This window comes from Amphritea japonica ATCC BAA-1530 (assembly GCF_016592435.1).
Taxonomy (GTDB): domain Bacteria; phylum Pseudomonadota; class Gammaproteobacteria; order Pseudomonadales; family Balneatricaceae; genus Amphritea; species Amphritea japonica.
The window spans coordinates 2,283,412-2,300,314 of record NZ_AP014545.1; the positions used below are offsets into that span (position 1 = coordinate 2,283,412).

Here is a 16,903-nt window from a genome sequence, read left to right on the forward strand (position 1 = left end):
AGACTTTGAGATAAATAGTCATTCAGGCAAAACCCCGTATGAAAGATAAACGTTCCCTGCGCCCGGTTTCCAGCGACCATGAGATAGAAGCTTTCCTGCAACAAGCTAAGCAGCTCAGTACTTCATCTCAGGGGAATGGCCGGCTTATATTCGCTCTGGACGCCACGGCCAGTCGTGAAAGAACCTGGGATCATGCCTGCCACCTGCAAAGTGAAATGTTTCTTGAAACGAAAGAACTAGGACAATTATCAGTGCAACTCTGCCACTACGGCGGTATTAACAACTTCAGCGCCAGCAGATGGCTACAGGATACTGACAGCCTGCTTCAGCAGATGAATCAGGTCCATTGCCTGGGAGGCCATACTCAGATTGCCCGATTACTTCAGCACAGCCTCAGTCAGACCCGAAAGCAGCCGGTACAGGCCGTCATATTCATCGGTGACTGTGTAGAAGAACCGGTAGACTTTCTCTGCCAGCTGGCTGGCCAGTTAGGCATTCATTCAACACCACTCTTTATTTTTCAAGAAGGGCGCGATATAACCGCACACAAAGCTTTCGCCCAAATGGCTAAACTATCTGGCGGTGCATATTGTCAGTTTGATAATCGTAGTGCAGCAACACTCAAAGCGTTATTAGGCGCAGTCGCCGTTTACGCAACCGGGGGGCGTCAGGCGCTTTTAGAATATGCAAAAAATGGTAATGCCGATATTCTACAGTTGAGCCACCAGATAAAACTATAAGGACCCCATATTGAACCCTATCGCCCTCATCCTGCTTTGCTTACTTTTACTAAGTTGGTTCCTTTGGTTGAAAACCAAGCCTGCAGCTCAACAACGTAAAGCCAATCTGATGCTTCTGCTCGGCGTTTTATTCGCCGCTATCTTTTACCTGACCGTTACTGGGAAACTACACTGGGTCGGTGCTTTGGTAGCCATGCTGCTGCCCTTTGCACGCCGCCTGCTGCCCCTGCTTCCCTTTGCCGGGAAGCTGTTCCGGCATTACCAGGCGAACAAACAATCCAACGGCAACCAATCCGAGGTTAATAGCCGCATTTTAAAAATGAACTTAGACCATGACAGTGGCTCCTTAGATGGAGATGTACTGGAAGGCCCACTTCAGGGGCGACAACTGGGCAGTCTGAGTGAAACTGAGTTTCTTGAATTACTTAATTTTTGCCGTCAGAAAGACCCTCAATCAGCACGACTATTGGAAACCTACCTGGATAAGCGTTTTGGCGATAGTTGGCGGATGGATGATAAGACAGGCCCTGAATCGGAACTCTCCGATAGAGACAAAGCCTTCCAGATTTTGGGGCTTGAGGCTGACGCAACTAAGGATGAAATAATTGAGGCCCATCGTCGATTAATGCAGAAACTTCACCCCGACCGAGGCGGTAGTGATTATCTGGCAGCCGAGATAAATCAGGCTAAAGACCTGCTATTAAAAGATTAATTAGCGTTCAAAGAATACAAGGATATAAGATGACTGGTTTTCCTATAACATTTTAATCAGTTACGATAATTTCATTCAGCAATTCATCATCTATATTTGCCGGTAGTACGGTTTCGCTGAATAATTCTGCTTTATCTATAACCGTAGCGGCAGATTCCGTTACTGCAGGCTCTCTGGTAGAAGACTCCTGAACCTTAACAACCTGATCTTCAAGCAGCGTCCCGCCGCTCAGGCCCGACGGACGCCAAAGCCGGAACGCAGCCCCCGCCGATGTATAATGTTCAGACCCCGCCTGCAATATTAATCGCCCCGCCCCCTCCCAACGAAATAGCATCAAGTATTCCTTTTCGTTTGAATCGAGCATACTGAAGATCAGCTTCCCCGACTCAAGCGATTGCCAGGTTCCCCTTTCTGTTACAGCATGACCCGCTGAATCCCTTGTCACCAGCTGTACTCGTTTATTCGGTGAAAGCTTAAACAAGATCTGGGGTTTATCTTGAGGCTGATGCCAGTAAAAACCACTCAGAAACTCACTACTGGGGTGTCCCTTACGCGCGCACCCTTTATAGATATTACCAAAAAACTTCATCTCAGCACTAAAAGGCAGCACCGTACCATTTTCCGGATCGACACACCTTTCAGATAGAATTTTTATCTGCAGAGGTTGTGCAACCTTCGTTTTCTCTCGGTAAACATGCGCCACTAATGGATCATCTGTCGATTCTTCCAAGGTGAAAAAATGATAGCTTCCCGCGGGGTTAACACTTTTAACCGCGGTCATCTTTGTACCGATATCAGCAACCCAGTAGGGTGAACTGCTGGCGGCCCGAAACTCGACATCCCTCAATTGAAAATTACAAGTTGCAGCCGTACCACCGATCGTATCCAACTGTTTCACCAAGAGACTGTTTTCCTGTTCAGGATCCACGGCTCCCTGTAATTCAAAATACAGTTCCGCTTTGCTGTCCAGAATAAACTGTCGGTAATATCCCGCGAGTTCCTGTTCCTCTGTATAGTCTTGTACCGGCCACCAGAGACGGTCATTACAAGGCCTGAACCACAGTGTTCCATCTTTCTCAGCAATAACACCCGAGAGTGATTTCACTGGGATCGCTGTAGGAAAACTGCGCATATTTCCTGTGGCGCAACCGCCCAGTATCAGCAGTACTAATAATGCAGCAGTAAGTGAAAGCGATCGGCTCATAACTATCCGTAACTCAATAATAAACAAACTAAAGTCAGGCGTTAGCATACCCTTCAACGGAGGTATATCAAAGAGATCCTGACGTCTGAACGCTGAATTTGCTACAGTAGGCAAAATGAACAAAATAGGAAAACACTGATGAAACTGGCTCGATATATACATTCAGAAAATGAACAATTGGGTGTGGTAGATTCAGATAGAGTTTTTCCAATACCAGATTCCATTTTCTGTGGCTCTATGCCCACACTACTCAGCCAGTATTCTCAACTAAAACCCGCTCTGGAAAATTTAACACAGCACACTAGCGACTCCATTAGCCTGCAAGAAGTACAGCTACTTGCCCCTATTCCCCAACCTGAAAAATTTATTGGGGTCGGGTTGAATTATGCCGATCACATCGCGGAAACAGGGCTAAAAGAACCTGAGTTCCCAACGTTATTTAACAAACAATCCAGTTGTATTGCACACCCGGACGCACCAGTTTACCGACCACATATATCAGACAAACTGGATTATGAGGGCGAATTGGCATTAGTGATCGGACAATACTGCCGCAATATAAGTGTAGAAGATGCACCACGTGCCATTGCTGGTTTCACTATCGTCAATGATGTATCCGTCAGGGACTGGCAAGTTAAATCACCGACCTGGACTCTGGGAAAGTCCTTTGACAGCCATGGTCCAATGGGGCCCTGGATCGTCACCGCTGATAGTCTCGACCCTCATAATCTGGACCTGAAAACCTGGGTGAACAACGAACTACGACAACACTCAAATACTCGCCACCTTATTTTCAACTGCTATCAGCTGGTCGCAACGCTTTCTGCAGTCTGCACCCTGAAGCCGGGAGATGTCATTGCAACGGGAACCTGTAGTGGCGTTGGCGTAAAAATGAAACCTCGGGGCTATATGAAGCCCGGTGACCGGGTCACAATTGAGATTGAAGGAATAGGCCAACTCAGCAACCCAATAGAACAGGAACCCGAACACAATAGTTTCATTAGCCCGAACCCTATGTCGTAAATTTATAACTCCATAACTAGTTGATTTAAAAGAAAATATTGACTTTAGCTATTTTATAGTCGCACTTAAGAGACAAAAACGCAAAGATAGTCCATACTACATCTAGTCATGCGCAATAGAAAAACGGCCTAATCAATTGTTTTAAAAGATAATTTTAGTTACAGGCCTAATTATTGCTATCTAGACGGTAACTAAGCACTTACCGGGAGATAGACATGCGTGTGGCATTTGTATTATTGGCGATGACCTTTACCGCTTCACTGGCTCAAGCCGATACAGAGAGCACATTTGAACCGACAAAGCTGGAACCACTGACCAATACCGAAGTCATAGAACACATCCGTTCAGAACTGCCTAAGGAAAAAAGTGTCACCCAGAGAACTCACTACCTTTCAATGTTTGAATCTTTGGATAAAAACCGTGATGAAGAGGTCTCATTAACAGAGATGCGCCGCCACCCAACACTGGCGAATAGCTTTCATAAGCTGGACATCAATAATGACGGAGTACTGAATCGTAAAGAGATACAGCCGTTACAAGAGGAAGTTAAAGGGCTGAGAAACATCCTTACATTAACTGCTCTCAGGATTATTTAATTTTTATTGCTGAAGGACCATCGCTCTATTAATAATTTGAATACTGTCAGGGTTTCTTCATTACAAACCCGATCACTTATGCAGCTGGTGGTGCTAGCTTTTTTCTTAGTCGTCGCACCACTAGGCATCCTGATCTATCAGGCAACAGACTCTATGGTGACTCTATCTCGCCAGGGTCGTGAGCACGCAAAAGAAGCCCTGGATTTCTTCAGCCGGAGCCAGCACCTTAGAGAGCTATCTGGTGATCTTGTAAGATCTGCCAGGCAGTTTGACGTGCTCAAAAAACCAGAGATAGAAGATAGATTCCGTGGCCAGTTATCCGAATATAAAGAGTTATTACAACTCCACAGCTTCCTGATAGATTCCGGCAATATAGAAACGATTTTTATACTGATCAATGATTTGGAAGAACTGCCACTGGGGAGCTCTTCCACTGAAACGGTCAGCGCTTTAGTTCCTTTGACCCAGACGCTCTATGATGATACCCGGAAAAAACTTGATCAACGATTAGAATACCTCAACGCAAAAGCAGAAGAACAACAGAACTTACTCTGGCTACAAGCTGGATTATTGATCACACTGTCGACCATTCTCATTCTGTTTTTCAGCATCAGAATCACCCAACCAGTCAAACAGCTAATGCTTAGAATAAAAGCATTAGGTCACGGCCAGCTCGACATGTCTGAGCCCTTTAATGGGCCCAAAGAATTTCTGGCACTTAATCAGCAACTCGAATGGCTGGAGACCCACCTACAGCTTCTGGAACAAGAAAAGCAGGCCTTTTTAAGGCATATGTCCCATGAATTAAAAACCCCTCTGACTACACTGAGAGAAGGTACTGACTTGCTCGCAGAAGGGCTCGCCGGTCCCCTGACAGAGAACCAGAAAGATATTATCAATCTGATGCAGGAAAACAGTTTCTCCCTGCAATCTCTGATAGAACAGTTACTTGATTACAACAGACTGCAGCATGGAGGAGAGCATGAGATGCAAAGCCAGCCCATACTGCCTGTCATTAATGAATCACTGGCGTCTCATCAGCTGTTATTACGACAAAAGCAGATTAAAGTTAAGCTCCCAACACAGGATAGCCCATGGGCCGTCGATAAAGGCTTACTGCAACGAGCGTTAAGTAACCTGATCTCTAACGCTTCAGTATATGGAAGTGAGAATGGTGCGCTTAATATATCCTTGATGAGTGACGATAATAATCTGACAATAGAGATTGGTAACACCGGCCCCGAAATACCTGAGGCCGACCTGGGTAAGCTTTTCGATCCATTCTATCAAGGCGTTAACAAGCGACAGGGATCTGTTAAAGGCTCAGGTATTGGCTTAAGTATTGCCCGTGAAGCAATAAGAGCGATGGGCGGTAATTTGGAACTTCACAATAATCAAGATGGATATGTCAGTTTTATGATCAGCCTTCCACAACAAGGACAAGCTACAGATGAGTAAAGCGCTGTTAGCCGTATTTACAGTTATAGTTATCAGTGGCTGCCAGTTTCAGCAGTTACTCCCCACGTTACCTGCTGCAACTTCAGAGCCTAAAACAGATAACGTATTTTCCTGCTCCGTGGGTAGCATTGAAGAGTGGCTTATGCTCGAGCAAAAGTATCAGCAAGCAAAGCCAACTGGAAAATCTAAGTTATTAACACAGGCTAAAGATAATCATCAGACAGCTATTCGAGCTATTCTGTTGAGCCAACCGGACAACACAACAGCACAGTTAAAGAGATCAATTGAATTATTCGAACAACTCGAGCTCGAAAAGAACCCCGAATGTGATGCGGAACATTACCTATTAGTTCGTTACCAATATACACAGGCCGTATTAACCTTACAGCGCGCCTTAAACACCGCTGATCTTGAACGTAAAGAGCTATCTGTAGAACGCGATACTCTGAAGCAACAAATTGATGCATTGACCCGAATTGAGAAAGATCTGTCTCGCCAGAAAGACGGAGAGGAGAAGTAATTATGAAGTCTACTCAACCACTCATCCTGATAGTAGATGACGACCCGGGTATCTTAAAAGTACTCAGCCTGCGACTGAGTGCATCTGGCTTTCGAATTGACACAGCCAACTCAGGTGTTGAAGCGCTGAACCGAATCAAAACTGAACTGCCTGACCTGGTCCTGAGTGATCTGCGAATGGATGGTATGGATGGCATGGCTCTGTTTTCGGCCATTCAGGAGGACCACCCTGCGCTTCCCGTCGTCATCATTACAGCCCACGGTTCTATCCCAGATGCCGTGGAAGCCACTCAGAAAGGTATTTTCGGTTTCCTGACTAAACCTATCGATAAAGAACAGTTACTCAGCACTATCAATTCTGCACTTGAGTCGGCTCACTCACCTGATGAAAGCTGGCGCAGCGCCATCGTTACACAAAGCCCTCTGATGAACGAACGCCTTAACCAGGCTGAACGGGTTGCCAAATCGAATGTCAGTGTTCTTATCACTGGCCCGAGTGGTACGGGTAAAGAGTTAATGGCTAAAGCGATCCACAATGCCAGTGATCGTAAGAATGAAGCGTTTGTTGCGATCAACTGTGGAGCCCTGCCGGAACAACTACTTGAGTCTGAACTTTTTGGTCATGCTAAAGGCGCATTTACGGGAGCTGTAACCCAACATGAAGGCCTGTTCCAATCAGCTCAGGGAGGCACCCTGTTTCTTGATGAGATCGGTGATATGCCCACCTCATTGCAGGTAAAGCTGTTGCGGGCCATTCAGGAACGCATCATCCGTCCAGTCGGCTCCACCCGGTCTATTGAAATTGATGTCCGGGTTATTTCAGCCACTCATCGAAATCTTGAGCTGGCGATGGAAGATGGTGAATTCCGTGAAGATCTGTATTACCGCCTGAACGTAGTAAACCTTGATCTGCCACCGCTACGTGACCGACCGGAGGATATCCCTCTACTGGCTCGTTACTTTGTTGAACAGTCAGCGCAGCGGCATAACCCTAAAGTAAAAGGTATTTCTCCCGGTGCATTGCACATTCTGGCTCAGGCTGCATGGCCTGGTAATGTCAGACAGCTGGAGAACGTGGTAGAGCAAACGGTTGCTCTATCTGGTGCACCGATTATTAGCGAAGGTTTGGTTAACCAGGCTATTGCTAATCAGGACCGGGTTATCCCCTCCTTTAACGAAGCACGGGCAAGCTTTGAAAGAAGCTATCTGACCAAGGTGATGCATATCACCGCCGGAAACGTGACGCAGGCGGCAAAAATTGCACAGCGAAACCGTACCGACTTTTATAAGCTGCTAAATAAGCACAGCCTGGAAGCTTCTCAATTTAAACCAGGGCGTAAGGCGACTGAGTTTATCGAACAGAAAAAGGCTGGCTAGTTGAGCCATCCTCTCTTAAACGAAAAAAGCCTGCCACTATCATATAGTGACAGGCTTTTTTATTATTCAGTTAGTTCACACTTTAGACGACGCGATACCTACCAACCGACCTCCGGTTAACCGCAGCAGATCAGCTGGCTGCAGTTCAATCTCGAGCCCCCTCCTTCCCGCACTCACAAAGATGGTTTCGAATGACTCCGCCGTATCATCCAATAGCGTTGGTAATCGTTTTTTCTGTCCTAATGGGCTAATACCTCCAACCAGATATCCCGTGCTACGCTGAGCTTGTTGAGGATCAGCCATGGTTAACTTCTTGGCTTTCAGCGCTGAAGCGGCTGCTTTAAGATTTAACTGGCCCGCAACAGGGACTATCGCAACCGCTAGCTGTCGATTATCCCCATTTACCGCCACCAGCAGCGTTTTATAAACCTGTTGAGGATTTATATTAAGAGCGATCGCAGCCTCTTCTCCATAAGAGCTACTATCTGAATCATGAGTATACTCATGAGTATTGAAACGTATGCCCTCTTTTTTTGCCAAATTTATTGCCGGTGTCATCTTCTCAGCTACTCATTTATGCTGCTCTACATGCCGTCCAGGATATCAATAACATCGATCACCGTAGCATCCCCTTCAAGCACTTTAATTACCTTATGGCCGATCCTTCGGTGCTCCTCTCCGGCTACCCTGCCAAGCACTGATTCAAGCTCATCTGGCAAAGGTTCAGACCGGCTATACAGGTCGCTATCTAGCACTTCACCGACAGCAACTTTGTTCTGCCACCCTGGTGGCAACTCTCCTCCCCGTTCCAGTTTTTTTTGCAAGCCAGGAGGGATTCTCTTCTCTTTTTTCTTCCCCTTACCCCGATGATCACTTTGATCACCGAGATAATGTTCACGAACCCTACGCTGCTCTTCATCATTAAAGCGGCGAGCTTTGTCACTTCGTTCTGAATCCTCTGATGTAGACTGATGTTTGCCTGCCGAGCCCTCATGATGTTCCTTTTGACTATGGGCGTTAGCCTTTCCCGCCCCATCAGGCTTCTTTGCCAATACCGTTACCGGCACAGTCATTAAACTGGTTGCTAACAAACAACACAGTATTCTGCTTCTCATAGACATATCCTTAACGATTAATACGGGTAATTTTGGAGCCTTCAATACTGAGATTGTACATCAGGCCTTTATTAGAAAAGATAAATCCAATGATCGGCTGCTGTATTGTATTAGAGTCGATTTCACCACCAGCCCCTAGCGTTGCAATCGCCACACTACCATCGACCCCAGCTTCCCAGCCATCGCTGCTGCGAAATTTTTGAAAAGCTTCCTTATTCATAAACAACAGTACTTCAGATTTCAACTGGGCCCCTAACTGAAACCCAATTGAGGCCGATGCAACATTATAGTACGCCGTTGTTTTCCCGCCTTCACGTAACGCACCTTCACCATATTCCCCACCAATACCAATACCCGCTTTTATAACCTCAGGAAACACTAAGACTGCTGCGGCTTTTTGAGCCAGTTCTTTTCCTGCAGGGCTATGTCGATAAAACTCCTTCAGAGCCTGATTAACTTTAGCATTAATCTCTTGTGCAGAAGCCGCTTGCGAGTAATCAGGAAAGCAGATAATTAGCGATAATAGAAACAGCGTAGTTAAAATTCTCATCTGTCGTATTCCAAGCTTAATCGTATTAAAAAGTATGGGCTACGAATACTCAGACAGCAATCTCATCAAAGAAACAATCCATAGTCTTCACTGAGACATTCACGAAGCCAGTCAGTAAACACTCTGAGTCTTTGCAATTCTCTGAGTTCGGGGTGCTGAAGCAACCATAGTTGACGTGTAGGTGAACTACTACTGAGCTGCTCTAATTGATACTTCCGTCCAAGAAAACAGGGCAGATAGGCTAACCCTATGCCTTGAGTCACCGCTTCTACAGAGCCGAGACCAACATTAACGCTTAAAGCAACGTCAGCACTACCATAATGGCTCTGCTGCCAGACAGCTTCCGGAAGCTGACTATACGATTCCTCCAGCGTGACCCAGGGATAACTCTCTAAATCAGACTGTACAACATCTCCTTTTTTACCAAACACCGCATAATTCAGGTCGGTCAGCTTACTAATTACCAGGTTACCTGACTGCGGACGCCCCATACGAATCGCCAGATCAGCCTCTCTCCGGGTCAGGCTAAGCTGTTGCGAATCAGCAATTAGCTCTACTTGAATCCCCGGGTACAAGGCTTTGAATTCAGACAATCTGAGTAGAAGGTACCCATTAATAAAAGTACTGACCGAAGTAATCCTGATGACACCCTGAAGCGACTGATTACGGCTATCAAGTCGCTGCGCAATATTGGCAGCCTGCTCTTCGAATGTCTCAGCTAAAGCCAGAATAGCGTCAGCCTCATCGGTTGGAAGAAAACGGTTATGTTGGCGAATAAACAACGTACTGCCAAGATCCTGCTCTAACTGCCGGATTCGTCGTGCAACGGTTGTACTGTTTACCTTAAGCGAACTTCCCGCCTGGCTAAGTGAGCCGTAACGATATAGCGCGATAAAGTATTTGAGATCATTCCAGTTCATGCTGCAATTTTGCATTATAAACATGCATATTTCCATGTTTTATCTGCACCAATGCAGACATACACTGATATAAGACTTAAATAATAACCATAAGATCACGGTGAATGAGCATGATTACCTTGTATACCCACCCTATGTCTCCCTGCGCTCAAAAAGTCAGGATAGTGTTGGCTGAGAAACAGTTATCCTGGCAACCTCATCCGATCAACCTGCAACAGAAAGAGAACCTACAACCCTGGTATCTGGAACTAAATCCTCTGGGGGTTGTTCCCACACTGGTTGAAAACGATAAACCTGTTATTGAATCATCTTTAATATGCGAATACCTGGAAGATAGTTACCCTGCAATATCCCTTCGTAGTCAGGACCCTCATGAGATTGCCGCCATGAGACTCTGGATGAAGCATATTGATATTAAGTTACACCCATCCTGTGGAGCTCTTCAGTGGCCTTTGATCATGCGCCCCGCATTACTTGAAAAATCACCAGAAGAGCAACAAGCACTGATCAACAGAGTAGTCGAAAAGCCTCGCAGGGAAAGACAGAGGCGCTTACTGGAAATGGGGCTAAACGCCCCTGACGTAATAGATGCGGTAAAAACCTACGCGACAACAATAGAAAAAATGGAGCGGGCACTTCAAAATCATAACTGGCTGGCAGGTGATGATATATCTCTGGCTGACTGCGCTATGGCCCCCTACTTTCAGACGCTGAAACAGTTTGGCTGGGAGCTATTTTTTGAAAGCGCTCCGCGAGTAAAACAATGGTATGCGACTCTGTCAGCCAGAGAGTCGTATCAGGCTGCCGTTGACGCCGATTTTTCAGCAGAGACCAACGCAGAGTTATTAACACTCGGAAGACAAGCCTTACCCATAATAAGGCATCATCTGGCAAGCTAACCCCTGGATATCGCTAACGCCGCAACGGTCTGAGGACATCCTCCAGGCCGTTGAGTTTCACCTCATAGAGTATTTTTAATAAAACCCCTAACTCCCCTTCAGGGAAGCCCTTATTAGCAAACCAGAGCACATAAGGCTCTGGAAGATCCACTAATATTCGCCCCTTATACTTACCAAATGGCATCTGCATATTCGCCAATTTCTGCAACCTCTGGGGGGTAATTTCCATTACAGCCTCAATTAAACTTATGATTTATTAATGCCCTGAGTATACAAGAAACACGCAACCTATTGAGGGACAGTAGAAATGCATTTACTATTTATCGGCGCGGGGCTCCGCCAAACGATACCATCATCCAGGGATGAGAGAACTCAGAATGCAACCACGCCTTTCACAACTCGCGGTCTATCCTATCAAGTCCACCGCGCCGTTACATCTGAGTCGTTGCGCCGTGGCCGATACAGGGCTGGCTTTTGACCGGCAGTTTGTGGTTTGCGATAGCAATGGCAAATTCTTAACAGCACGCACCCAGCCTCAACTACTGAGCATAAAGGCCTCTCTGCTTCATGATAGCCTCATTATGTCTGCGCCAGAGTCCGAGCCATTAACACTCAAATATACGTCGATAGAGAAACACTACGACAATATCACTGTCTGGAAGGACCAGATCAACGCAGCTTATTGTGGTAAAGCCGCAGAACAATGGTTTAGCCGTCTATTGCAACGACCTTGTAAACTGTATTTTTTTGACTCTCAGTCTAGCCGCTCAGTAGCAGAAAACCCTGAAAAGCAAGTTGCTTTTGCCGATGGTTATCCCCTTCTGCTTATCTCACAAGCCTCTCTGTCTGATTTGAATCAACGTTGTAAAAGTACGGTTGTGATGGAGCAGATGCGTCCTAATCTGGTGGTGGAAAATACGCTTCCCTATGCTGAAGATAGCTGGAAGCGAATTAGAATCGGCACTGTTGAGTTTATAATTGCCAAACCTTGCGGACGCTGCATACTGACAACCACCGATCCAGATACGCTTAAGCGTAACCCTGATCGAGAACCCTTAAGCATTCTGAAAAAATATCGTAAAGGACGCGATGGCGAGGCGCATTTCGGGCAGAATCTTATCGCCCTTAACCACGGCATCATCTCTCGAGGTGACGCCGTAGAGGTATTGGAAGTTTGTGAGCCTGAGCGATATCCAACAACCTAGAATATAAAAACATCTGCCAATTCAGCGGCCGCAACAGCCTGTATAGCCGGATCCTGCTGCCACTGTTGTTGTGCTCTACATGTCCCTTTCTGCTGCAGCTCACAACCAGCCTCAGTCACCCCTTTCAACATTATGGCGGCATGGGTACCACTCACCTTGTCGCGGTTAAACCCTAATCGTTGTAATCGTAAGCCCAGGCTCTGCCAGAAGTCACATAACGTTGGTGTAGCGCCGAAACTGGTTCCCAGCCAATCGATATCAGGTACACCCTGCTCGATCGCCTTAAACAGCGCCGTACCAATTCCCCGCTGTTGCAACGCTGGATGTACTGCAATACGCATCACCCTCAAACCACGACAGGCGGCAGCTTCAGGTATCTGACTATGAGCCAGCAGCGTCTGAGGGATAAGCTGCCCCTTGGGACGCCGGGTGCCACTGAGAATTGCCTCAGCCAGCTCAGGTGCTATGGGCCCTTCAGTAGCGAGCAAGGCTGTTGCGATAAGCTGTTCTTCACCGTTTGTGACGATAAATCCCGCCCAGACCTGCACATTAGGGCTGTCCAGTAAAATACGCAGATCACCTGGTGTTGTGCGGTAGTGCGCCAGAATCAGTAAACCAAAAAGTTGTTTCAAGAGCGGCGTATTGCCGACTAGCTGACTTGAATCCAGCCGCCTGAAACTCAAGCTTTCATGCCCAACAGCCAGGTCCTGCTGATCAGTTGAGAGCTTCACTGGCTCAGCATCAAGCAACAAGGCCTTGTAAGAGAATCTCTCCAGCGGATCATTCTCAGCCCAGCGTACCGGCTGTTCCATGCGCAGCAGCTCCCATTCAGGAACTTTTTTATCCAGTAGAGGCAGAAACCGAACCGCAAACCCCTGCCCCGTTCCTTCATAGCCATGCAGAGTAGAAGCAAAGATCACTCGTTGATAGTCCAGCATGTTTAACAGAACCGGGGCAGGAATAGCAGCAGCTTCATCGACCAGCAACAGGTCTGCGGCCGGTCTCTGTTGAATCAACAAATCCGGTAGAATAAAACGTAAACGACTCTGACCGATCATCCAGCTATCTCGATCACGGATAAGCTGATCCACTGGTAATAGCATTTCAATCATCGCAAAGGCTGACTGAACCGCACTGCGGGAGGGTGCGGTTAATACAATTTCGACAGGACCACCGGTCATCAACCGGGCGGCGATAATACCCAATGCAGCACTTTTCCCCCGCCCCCGGTCTGCCGTAACAACCCTGACAGCTCTCGCCCGAGCCATAACTGTTAAGGCATTATTAACCGCCAATGCCTGATCAGCGCTTTTGAATGGCAAGTCCACAGACACCTGCTTTACTCTGTGGGTAGCCAGTAGGCTGGCGAAGTCAGATATTTCTGGTAGTAGGCTATTCTCAGAAAAATGCATTAGCTGATCATCGGCCGCTATAGTATTTATCAGGTGACGAATAAAACAGCGACCCACATCTTTTTCGGTATAAGGCTCTACCGCGATATGCTGATATTCAGGGTCAGAAAAACGTTCCCATACCTCAGGCAGTGGCGTTACCAGGATAAAGGCTCCCCCAGCAACCAACGTTCCGACCACTTGACCAAAGCCATTGGGGTTGAAGCCACTCCAGCCGTCAAACAAAACACAATCACTTTCCTGTCCGAGTAACTGATGAGCTTGTTTTGCGCTCACCGGTCGAACAATTGAAGGGGGCTGTATGCCAACAGCCGGGTCGCCAATCCATGCCCACCGGGACAGGCTACTTTGCTGCTGGGGAATGCATCTCTGACACCATTCGCGACTACCACTAATCACTATCAGCAGTCGGTGGTCACGCCCCTGATTAGTTTTCAGTAATGACTCAATGTTACTCTTAACCGATTCAAAACCGCTCACTGTTCTATCCTTAATCTCACCTAGTGTGAATTTTACACATTCTGCCAGTCAGGGTATAAGGAAATAGAATGAAAACAGGATCACTGCGAAATCGTCTACTATGTATATAAAATACAAGGTATAACACATGCACTCTGACTTATGTTTGGTCATGGACCAGGGAAGCCATAGCAGTCGGGCAATGATCTTTGATCGATTTGGTCACTGTCATAGCCAGGGGCAGGTTAGAATTAAGACCCAGCTGACACAGCCCAACCGGGCAGAACAGCAACCTGAACAAATTCTTATCTCTCTTAAACGGGCGGCTCTCGAAGCGATCAGCACCCTGAAACGGGAAGACAGAGCTCGTCTTAGAAACGCTGCCCTAATCACTCAACAGTCCAGCATGCTCTGCTGGGATGCTGATAGCGGTTCAGCTCTGACACCCGTCATCAGCTGGCAAGATCGGCGTGGTAGTCATTATATTGACGAGATAATGCCTCTGGCATCGATGATCCGGCAATTAACAGGCCTTTACCCGAATGCCCACCTGGCCGCTTCGAAACTACGCTGGTGTTTAGACCATCTGTCTTTTACTACCGCGAAACATCGCGTCAGAGGCGGACCTATTGCCGCCTGGCTCATAAAGCAGCTAGTACACGAACAACCAGATCTGGTCGACGGCGTGAATGCGTCACGCACCATGCTTTACTCAATCAATGAAAAAAACTGGCACCCGGAACTTCTTAATCTGTTCGAGCTGCCTGACTCACTTCTCCCCACGATCTGTCCGAGCACTTTTCATTTCGGAACATTACGACTACCGGGATGTGAATTACCCCTCGATTTTGTCAGTGGTGGTCAAGCGGCTGCCCTGTTTGCATTTGGCCCTCCCTCGCAAGAAAACCTGCATATAAACCTGGGCATCGGAGGCTCTCTCAATCGCGTCTTAACCGAGCGAGGGCTTCACCCGCAGGAGAAACTGCTTCACAGTCTTGTATTATCAGGCAAGCAGCCCCTGTTCAGTGCTGAGGGCACCGTTAACGGTGTGGCAAACGCCTTAGAGTGGGCCTTGAATATCTGCCGGCCCGAGTCTCAAAATCTGGATGAGTGGCCCGCTCAGTTCCCTGATCCTCCTCTGTTCATGAATATGGTGGGAGGAGTGGGTTCCCCTTACTGGAATGCCTTAGATCGATCCTGCTGGCTCAATGACAGTGAAGACCCCAAAGCTCGAATGGTCGCGGTGATGGAGAGCATAATATTCCTTATCTGCAACAATATTGTGGCGATGTCCGCCCTGCCTAAAGCCAAGCAGATAATCATCGGCGGAGGTGTGAGTCAACTAGACTATATTTGTCAGGGAATAGCAGATTTAAGTGGTATTTCAGTATTACGCTATGAACAACATGAACTCTCCTCTCTGGGAGCTGCCTGGCACGCTATGCCGAATAGCCACAGAGAGTTCAAACCTGAAACGCAATTCTCACCTAGAGAAAATATCCCACTCGAAGAGCGTTATAAAAAATGGCTTGAAGTATTCCGCGAACACCTTGCAAAACTAGATGACTAACCGATCTATTGGAAATGGGTAAGCGCAATCCCGGACAGGTACGCTAAACGCTTGAAAATTCCCCCTGATGGGGTGGCTTAAACCATCCCATCAGGTTCAGATACTTAAAAGAACAATAAATTAATTGGAAAATGTTACGGGGATATCGCGAGGATCTTCAGTCCTGGCACGAACCTGATCGCCACCATTGGCAACCGCATCATTCAACGCCACCTCTACACTCGCTAAGATATTTTCCGCTGTCAGCTGAACCGATGGCTGCATGGTACAGGTGCCAATACTGATACTCAGTGCTTCCCCTTCAGTGTGGGCTTCACGAACTTCCTGACAGAGTCGTTCAGCTAACACTGGAGATTGCTCATTTGTAGCGGGTAATAACAATGCAAAACGGTGATCACCAATTCGCGCAGCCAGATCACCTGGCCGTGATATTGCACTTTCGAGAATAGTCGCGATCTGACACAGTTTCTGACGAGCAGAGCTGTCTTCTGCTCCCTCTATTTTGTCGGCATTAATCAACATCAGCGTTAATGGGCTAAATTCTCGCACCGCCCGACGACACTCCGTATTCAACATCTGGCTAAAATGACGATCATTTGCCAGCCCTGTCAAATCATCACTGACAACAAGAGAAGCCAGCTTTTCCTGGCTCTGTTGTAACTCCAGTTCTTTCGATTTAATAACTTTATGATAAGTACGTGTTCGTCCCGACATATTCAGCCACATACCGAGCATCACAAACGCTAATCCCCCCCCCATCAACGCGATAAGCAGCGGTAAAAATGTATGATGGCTTTGCACAATTGGATCCGCAAGGCTGTAGAACTCTTCTTCCGTCAACTCTTGTTGCGGTCCATACGCCTGCCAGAGCGTTTCAATATCTCTCGCTTCTCCCGCCAATTCATAATTGACCTCATCTACACGATGTTCAATTGCGAGCCGAATCGCCTGAACAGCAACCCGTTCTTCATAGGACCGCACACCAAAAAACAAAACGATAAACACCAGCACCGACACCACACAAATTGAGATCGTTTGAAGTTGACTCTGAGGGCTCGTTTGTCTGTTTTCTATCACACTTATGTTCCTTTATGGCGACCAGGTTTTCATTTAGTAAATACTTTTTTCTAAGCCGATGCAAACC

The 16,903-nt window shown here is 47.1% G+C and carries 18 protein-coding genes; 10 read left to right on the plus strand and 8 right to left on the minus strand.

Annotation, left to right across the window (positions count from 1 at the left end; genetic code table 11):
* The first annotated feature begins 38 nt into the window (after positions 1-38).
* Together AMJAP_RS10705 and AMJAP_RS10710 are read left to right on the plus strand one after the other, a co-directional pair.
* Entirely contained in the window at positions 39-740 is a 702-nt protein-coding gene (locus tag AMJAP_RS10705; RefSeq protein ID WP_019620576.1) for a hypothetical protein, read from the plus strand.
* Positions 741-750: 10 nt separating this feature from the next.
* The gene (locus AMJAP_RS10710; RefSeq protein WP_019620575.1) at positions 751-1,452 is read left to right on the plus strand and encodes a DnaJ domain-containing protein; all 702 of its coding nucleotides are present in this window, start codon (positions 751-753) and stop codon (positions 1,450-1,452) included.
* A 52-nt stretch (positions 1,453-1,504) separates the two neighbouring features.
* On the opposite strand, the gene AMJAP_RS10715 is transcribed toward AMJAP_RS10710, so the two are convergent.
* Positions 1,505-2,656, minus strand: coding sequence for a hypothetical protein (locus tag AMJAP_RS10715; RefSeq protein WP_156815107.1), 1,152 nt, complete (start codon positions 2,654-2,656; stop codon positions 1,505-1,507).
* Between the two features lie 138 nt (positions 2,657-2,794).
* Between AMJAP_RS10715 and AMJAP_RS10720 the strand changes: the two genes are divergently transcribed.
* From AMJAP_RS10720 to AMJAP_RS10740, 5 genes are all read left to right on the plus strand, one after another.
* Positions 2,795-3,679 carry a fumarylacetoacetate hydrolase family protein gene (locus tag AMJAP_RS10720; RefSeq protein WP_019620573.1) on the plus strand — a complete coding sequence of 295 codons (885 nt, stop codon included), beginning with the start codon at positions 2,795-2,797 and terminating at the stop codon, positions 3,677-3,679.
* A gap of 215 nt (positions 3,680-3,894) precedes the next feature.
* A complete protein-coding gene (locus AMJAP_RS10725; protein WP_019620572.1) occupies positions 3,895-4,275 on the plus strand; it encodes a hypothetical protein in 381 nt (126 codons plus the stop codon).
* A 6-nt stretch (positions 4,276-4,281) separates the two neighbouring features.
* Positions 4,282-5,733, plus strand: coding sequence for a sensor histidine kinase (locus AMJAP_RS10730; protein ID WP_156815106.1), 1,452 nt, complete (start codon positions 4,282-4,284; stop codon positions 5,731-5,733).
* On the plus strand, positions 5,726-6,253 hold the full coding sequence (locus tag AMJAP_RS10735) for a hypothetical protein (protein WP_019620570.1): 528 nt from the start codon (positions 5,726-5,728) through the stop codon (positions 6,251-6,253). The genes AMJAP_RS10730 and AMJAP_RS10735 overlap by 8 nt, the downstream gene beginning before the upstream one ends.
* Positions 6,254-6,255: 2 nt before the next feature.
* Positions 6,256-7,629: a sigma 54-interacting transcriptional regulator gene (locus tag AMJAP_RS10740; RefSeq protein ID WP_019620569.1), complete on the plus strand. Its 1,374-nt coding sequence runs from the start codon at positions 6,256-6,258 to the stop codon at positions 7,627-7,629.
* 75 nt (positions 7,630-7,704) lie between these two features.
* Here the strand turns inward: AMJAP_RS10740 and ybaK are convergent, their stop codons facing one another.
* The 4 genes from ybaK to AMJAP_RS10760 all read right to left on the minus strand — a co-directional run bounded on the left by ybaK (position 7,705) and on the right by AMJAP_RS10760 (position 10,238).
* Positions 7,705-8,187, minus strand: coding sequence for a Cys-tRNA(Pro) deacylase (gene ybaK / locus AMJAP_RS10745; protein WP_019620568.1), 483 nt, complete (start codon positions 8,185-8,187; stop codon positions 7,705-7,707).
* A 26-nt stretch (positions 8,188-8,213) separates the two neighbouring features.
* The gene (locus AMJAP_RS10750; RefSeq protein WP_051088386.1) at positions 8,214-8,744 is read right to left on the minus strand and encodes a hypothetical protein; all 531 of its coding nucleotides are present in this window, start codon (positions 8,742-8,744) and stop codon (positions 8,214-8,216) included.
* Between the two features lie 10 nt (positions 8,745-8,754).
* Complete coding sequence (locus AMJAP_RS10755) at positions 8,755-9,294, minus strand: BPSL1445 family SYLF domain-containing lipoprotein (protein WP_019620567.1); 540 nt, start codon at positions 9,292-9,294, stop codon at positions 8,755-8,757.
* A 65-nt stretch (positions 9,295-9,359) separates the two neighbouring features.
* Positions 9,360-10,238: a LysR family transcriptional regulator gene (locus tag AMJAP_RS10760; protein WP_019620566.1), complete on the minus strand. Its 879-nt coding sequence runs from the start codon at positions 10,236-10,238 to the stop codon at positions 9,360-9,362.
* Between the two features lie 80 nt (positions 10,239-10,318).
* On the opposite strand from AMJAP_RS10760, the gene AMJAP_RS10765 reads away from it, so the two are divergent.
* Complete coding sequence (locus AMJAP_RS10765; protein ID WP_201356372.1) at positions 10,319-11,113, plus strand: glutathione S-transferase family protein; 795 nt, start codon at positions 10,319-10,321, stop codon at positions 11,111-11,113.
* Positions 11,114-11,126: 13 nt separating this feature from the next.
* Here AMJAP_RS10765 and AMJAP_RS10770 read toward each other — a convergent pair whose 3' ends face one another.
* Positions 11,127-11,342 (minus strand): DUF3820 family protein, encoded by a 216-nt coding sequence (locus tag AMJAP_RS10770; RefSeq protein WP_019620564.1) that lies wholly within the window; start codon positions 11,340-11,342, stop codon positions 11,127-11,129.
* Positions 11,343-11,490: 148 nt separating this feature from the next.
* Here AMJAP_RS10770 and AMJAP_RS10775 point away from each other — a divergent pair, with 148 nt between their 5' ends.
* The gene (locus tag AMJAP_RS10775) at positions 11,491-12,318 is read left to right on the plus strand and encodes an MOSC domain-containing protein (protein WP_019620563.1); all 828 of its coding nucleotides are present in this window, start codon (positions 11,491-11,493) and stop codon (positions 12,316-12,318) included.
* Here AMJAP_RS10775 and AMJAP_RS10780 read toward each other — a convergent pair.
* The gene (locus AMJAP_RS10780) at positions 12,315-14,210 is read right to left on the minus strand and encodes a tRNA(Met) cytidine acetyltransferase TmcA (RefSeq protein WP_019620562.1); all 1,896 of its coding nucleotides are present in this window, start codon (positions 14,208-14,210) and stop codon (positions 12,315-12,317) included. The two genes, AMJAP_RS10775 and AMJAP_RS10780, sit on opposite strands and share 4 nt — an antisense overlap.
* A gap of 127 nt (positions 14,211-14,337) precedes the next feature.
* On the opposite strand from AMJAP_RS10780, the gene AMJAP_RS10785 reads away from it, so the two are divergent.
* Positions 14,338-15,759, plus strand: coding sequence for an FGGY family carbohydrate kinase (locus AMJAP_RS10785; protein ID WP_083935239.1), 1,422 nt, complete (start codon positions 14,338-14,340; stop codon positions 15,757-15,759).
* 120 nt (positions 15,760-15,879) lie between these two features.
* Here the strand turns inward: AMJAP_RS10785 and AMJAP_RS10790 are convergent, their stop codons facing one another.
* Complete coding sequence (locus AMJAP_RS10790) at positions 15,880-16,836, minus strand: GGDEF domain-containing protein (protein ID WP_019620560.1); 957 nt, start codon at positions 16,834-16,836, stop codon at positions 15,880-15,882.
* Positions 16,837-16,903: the final 67 nt, after the last annotated feature.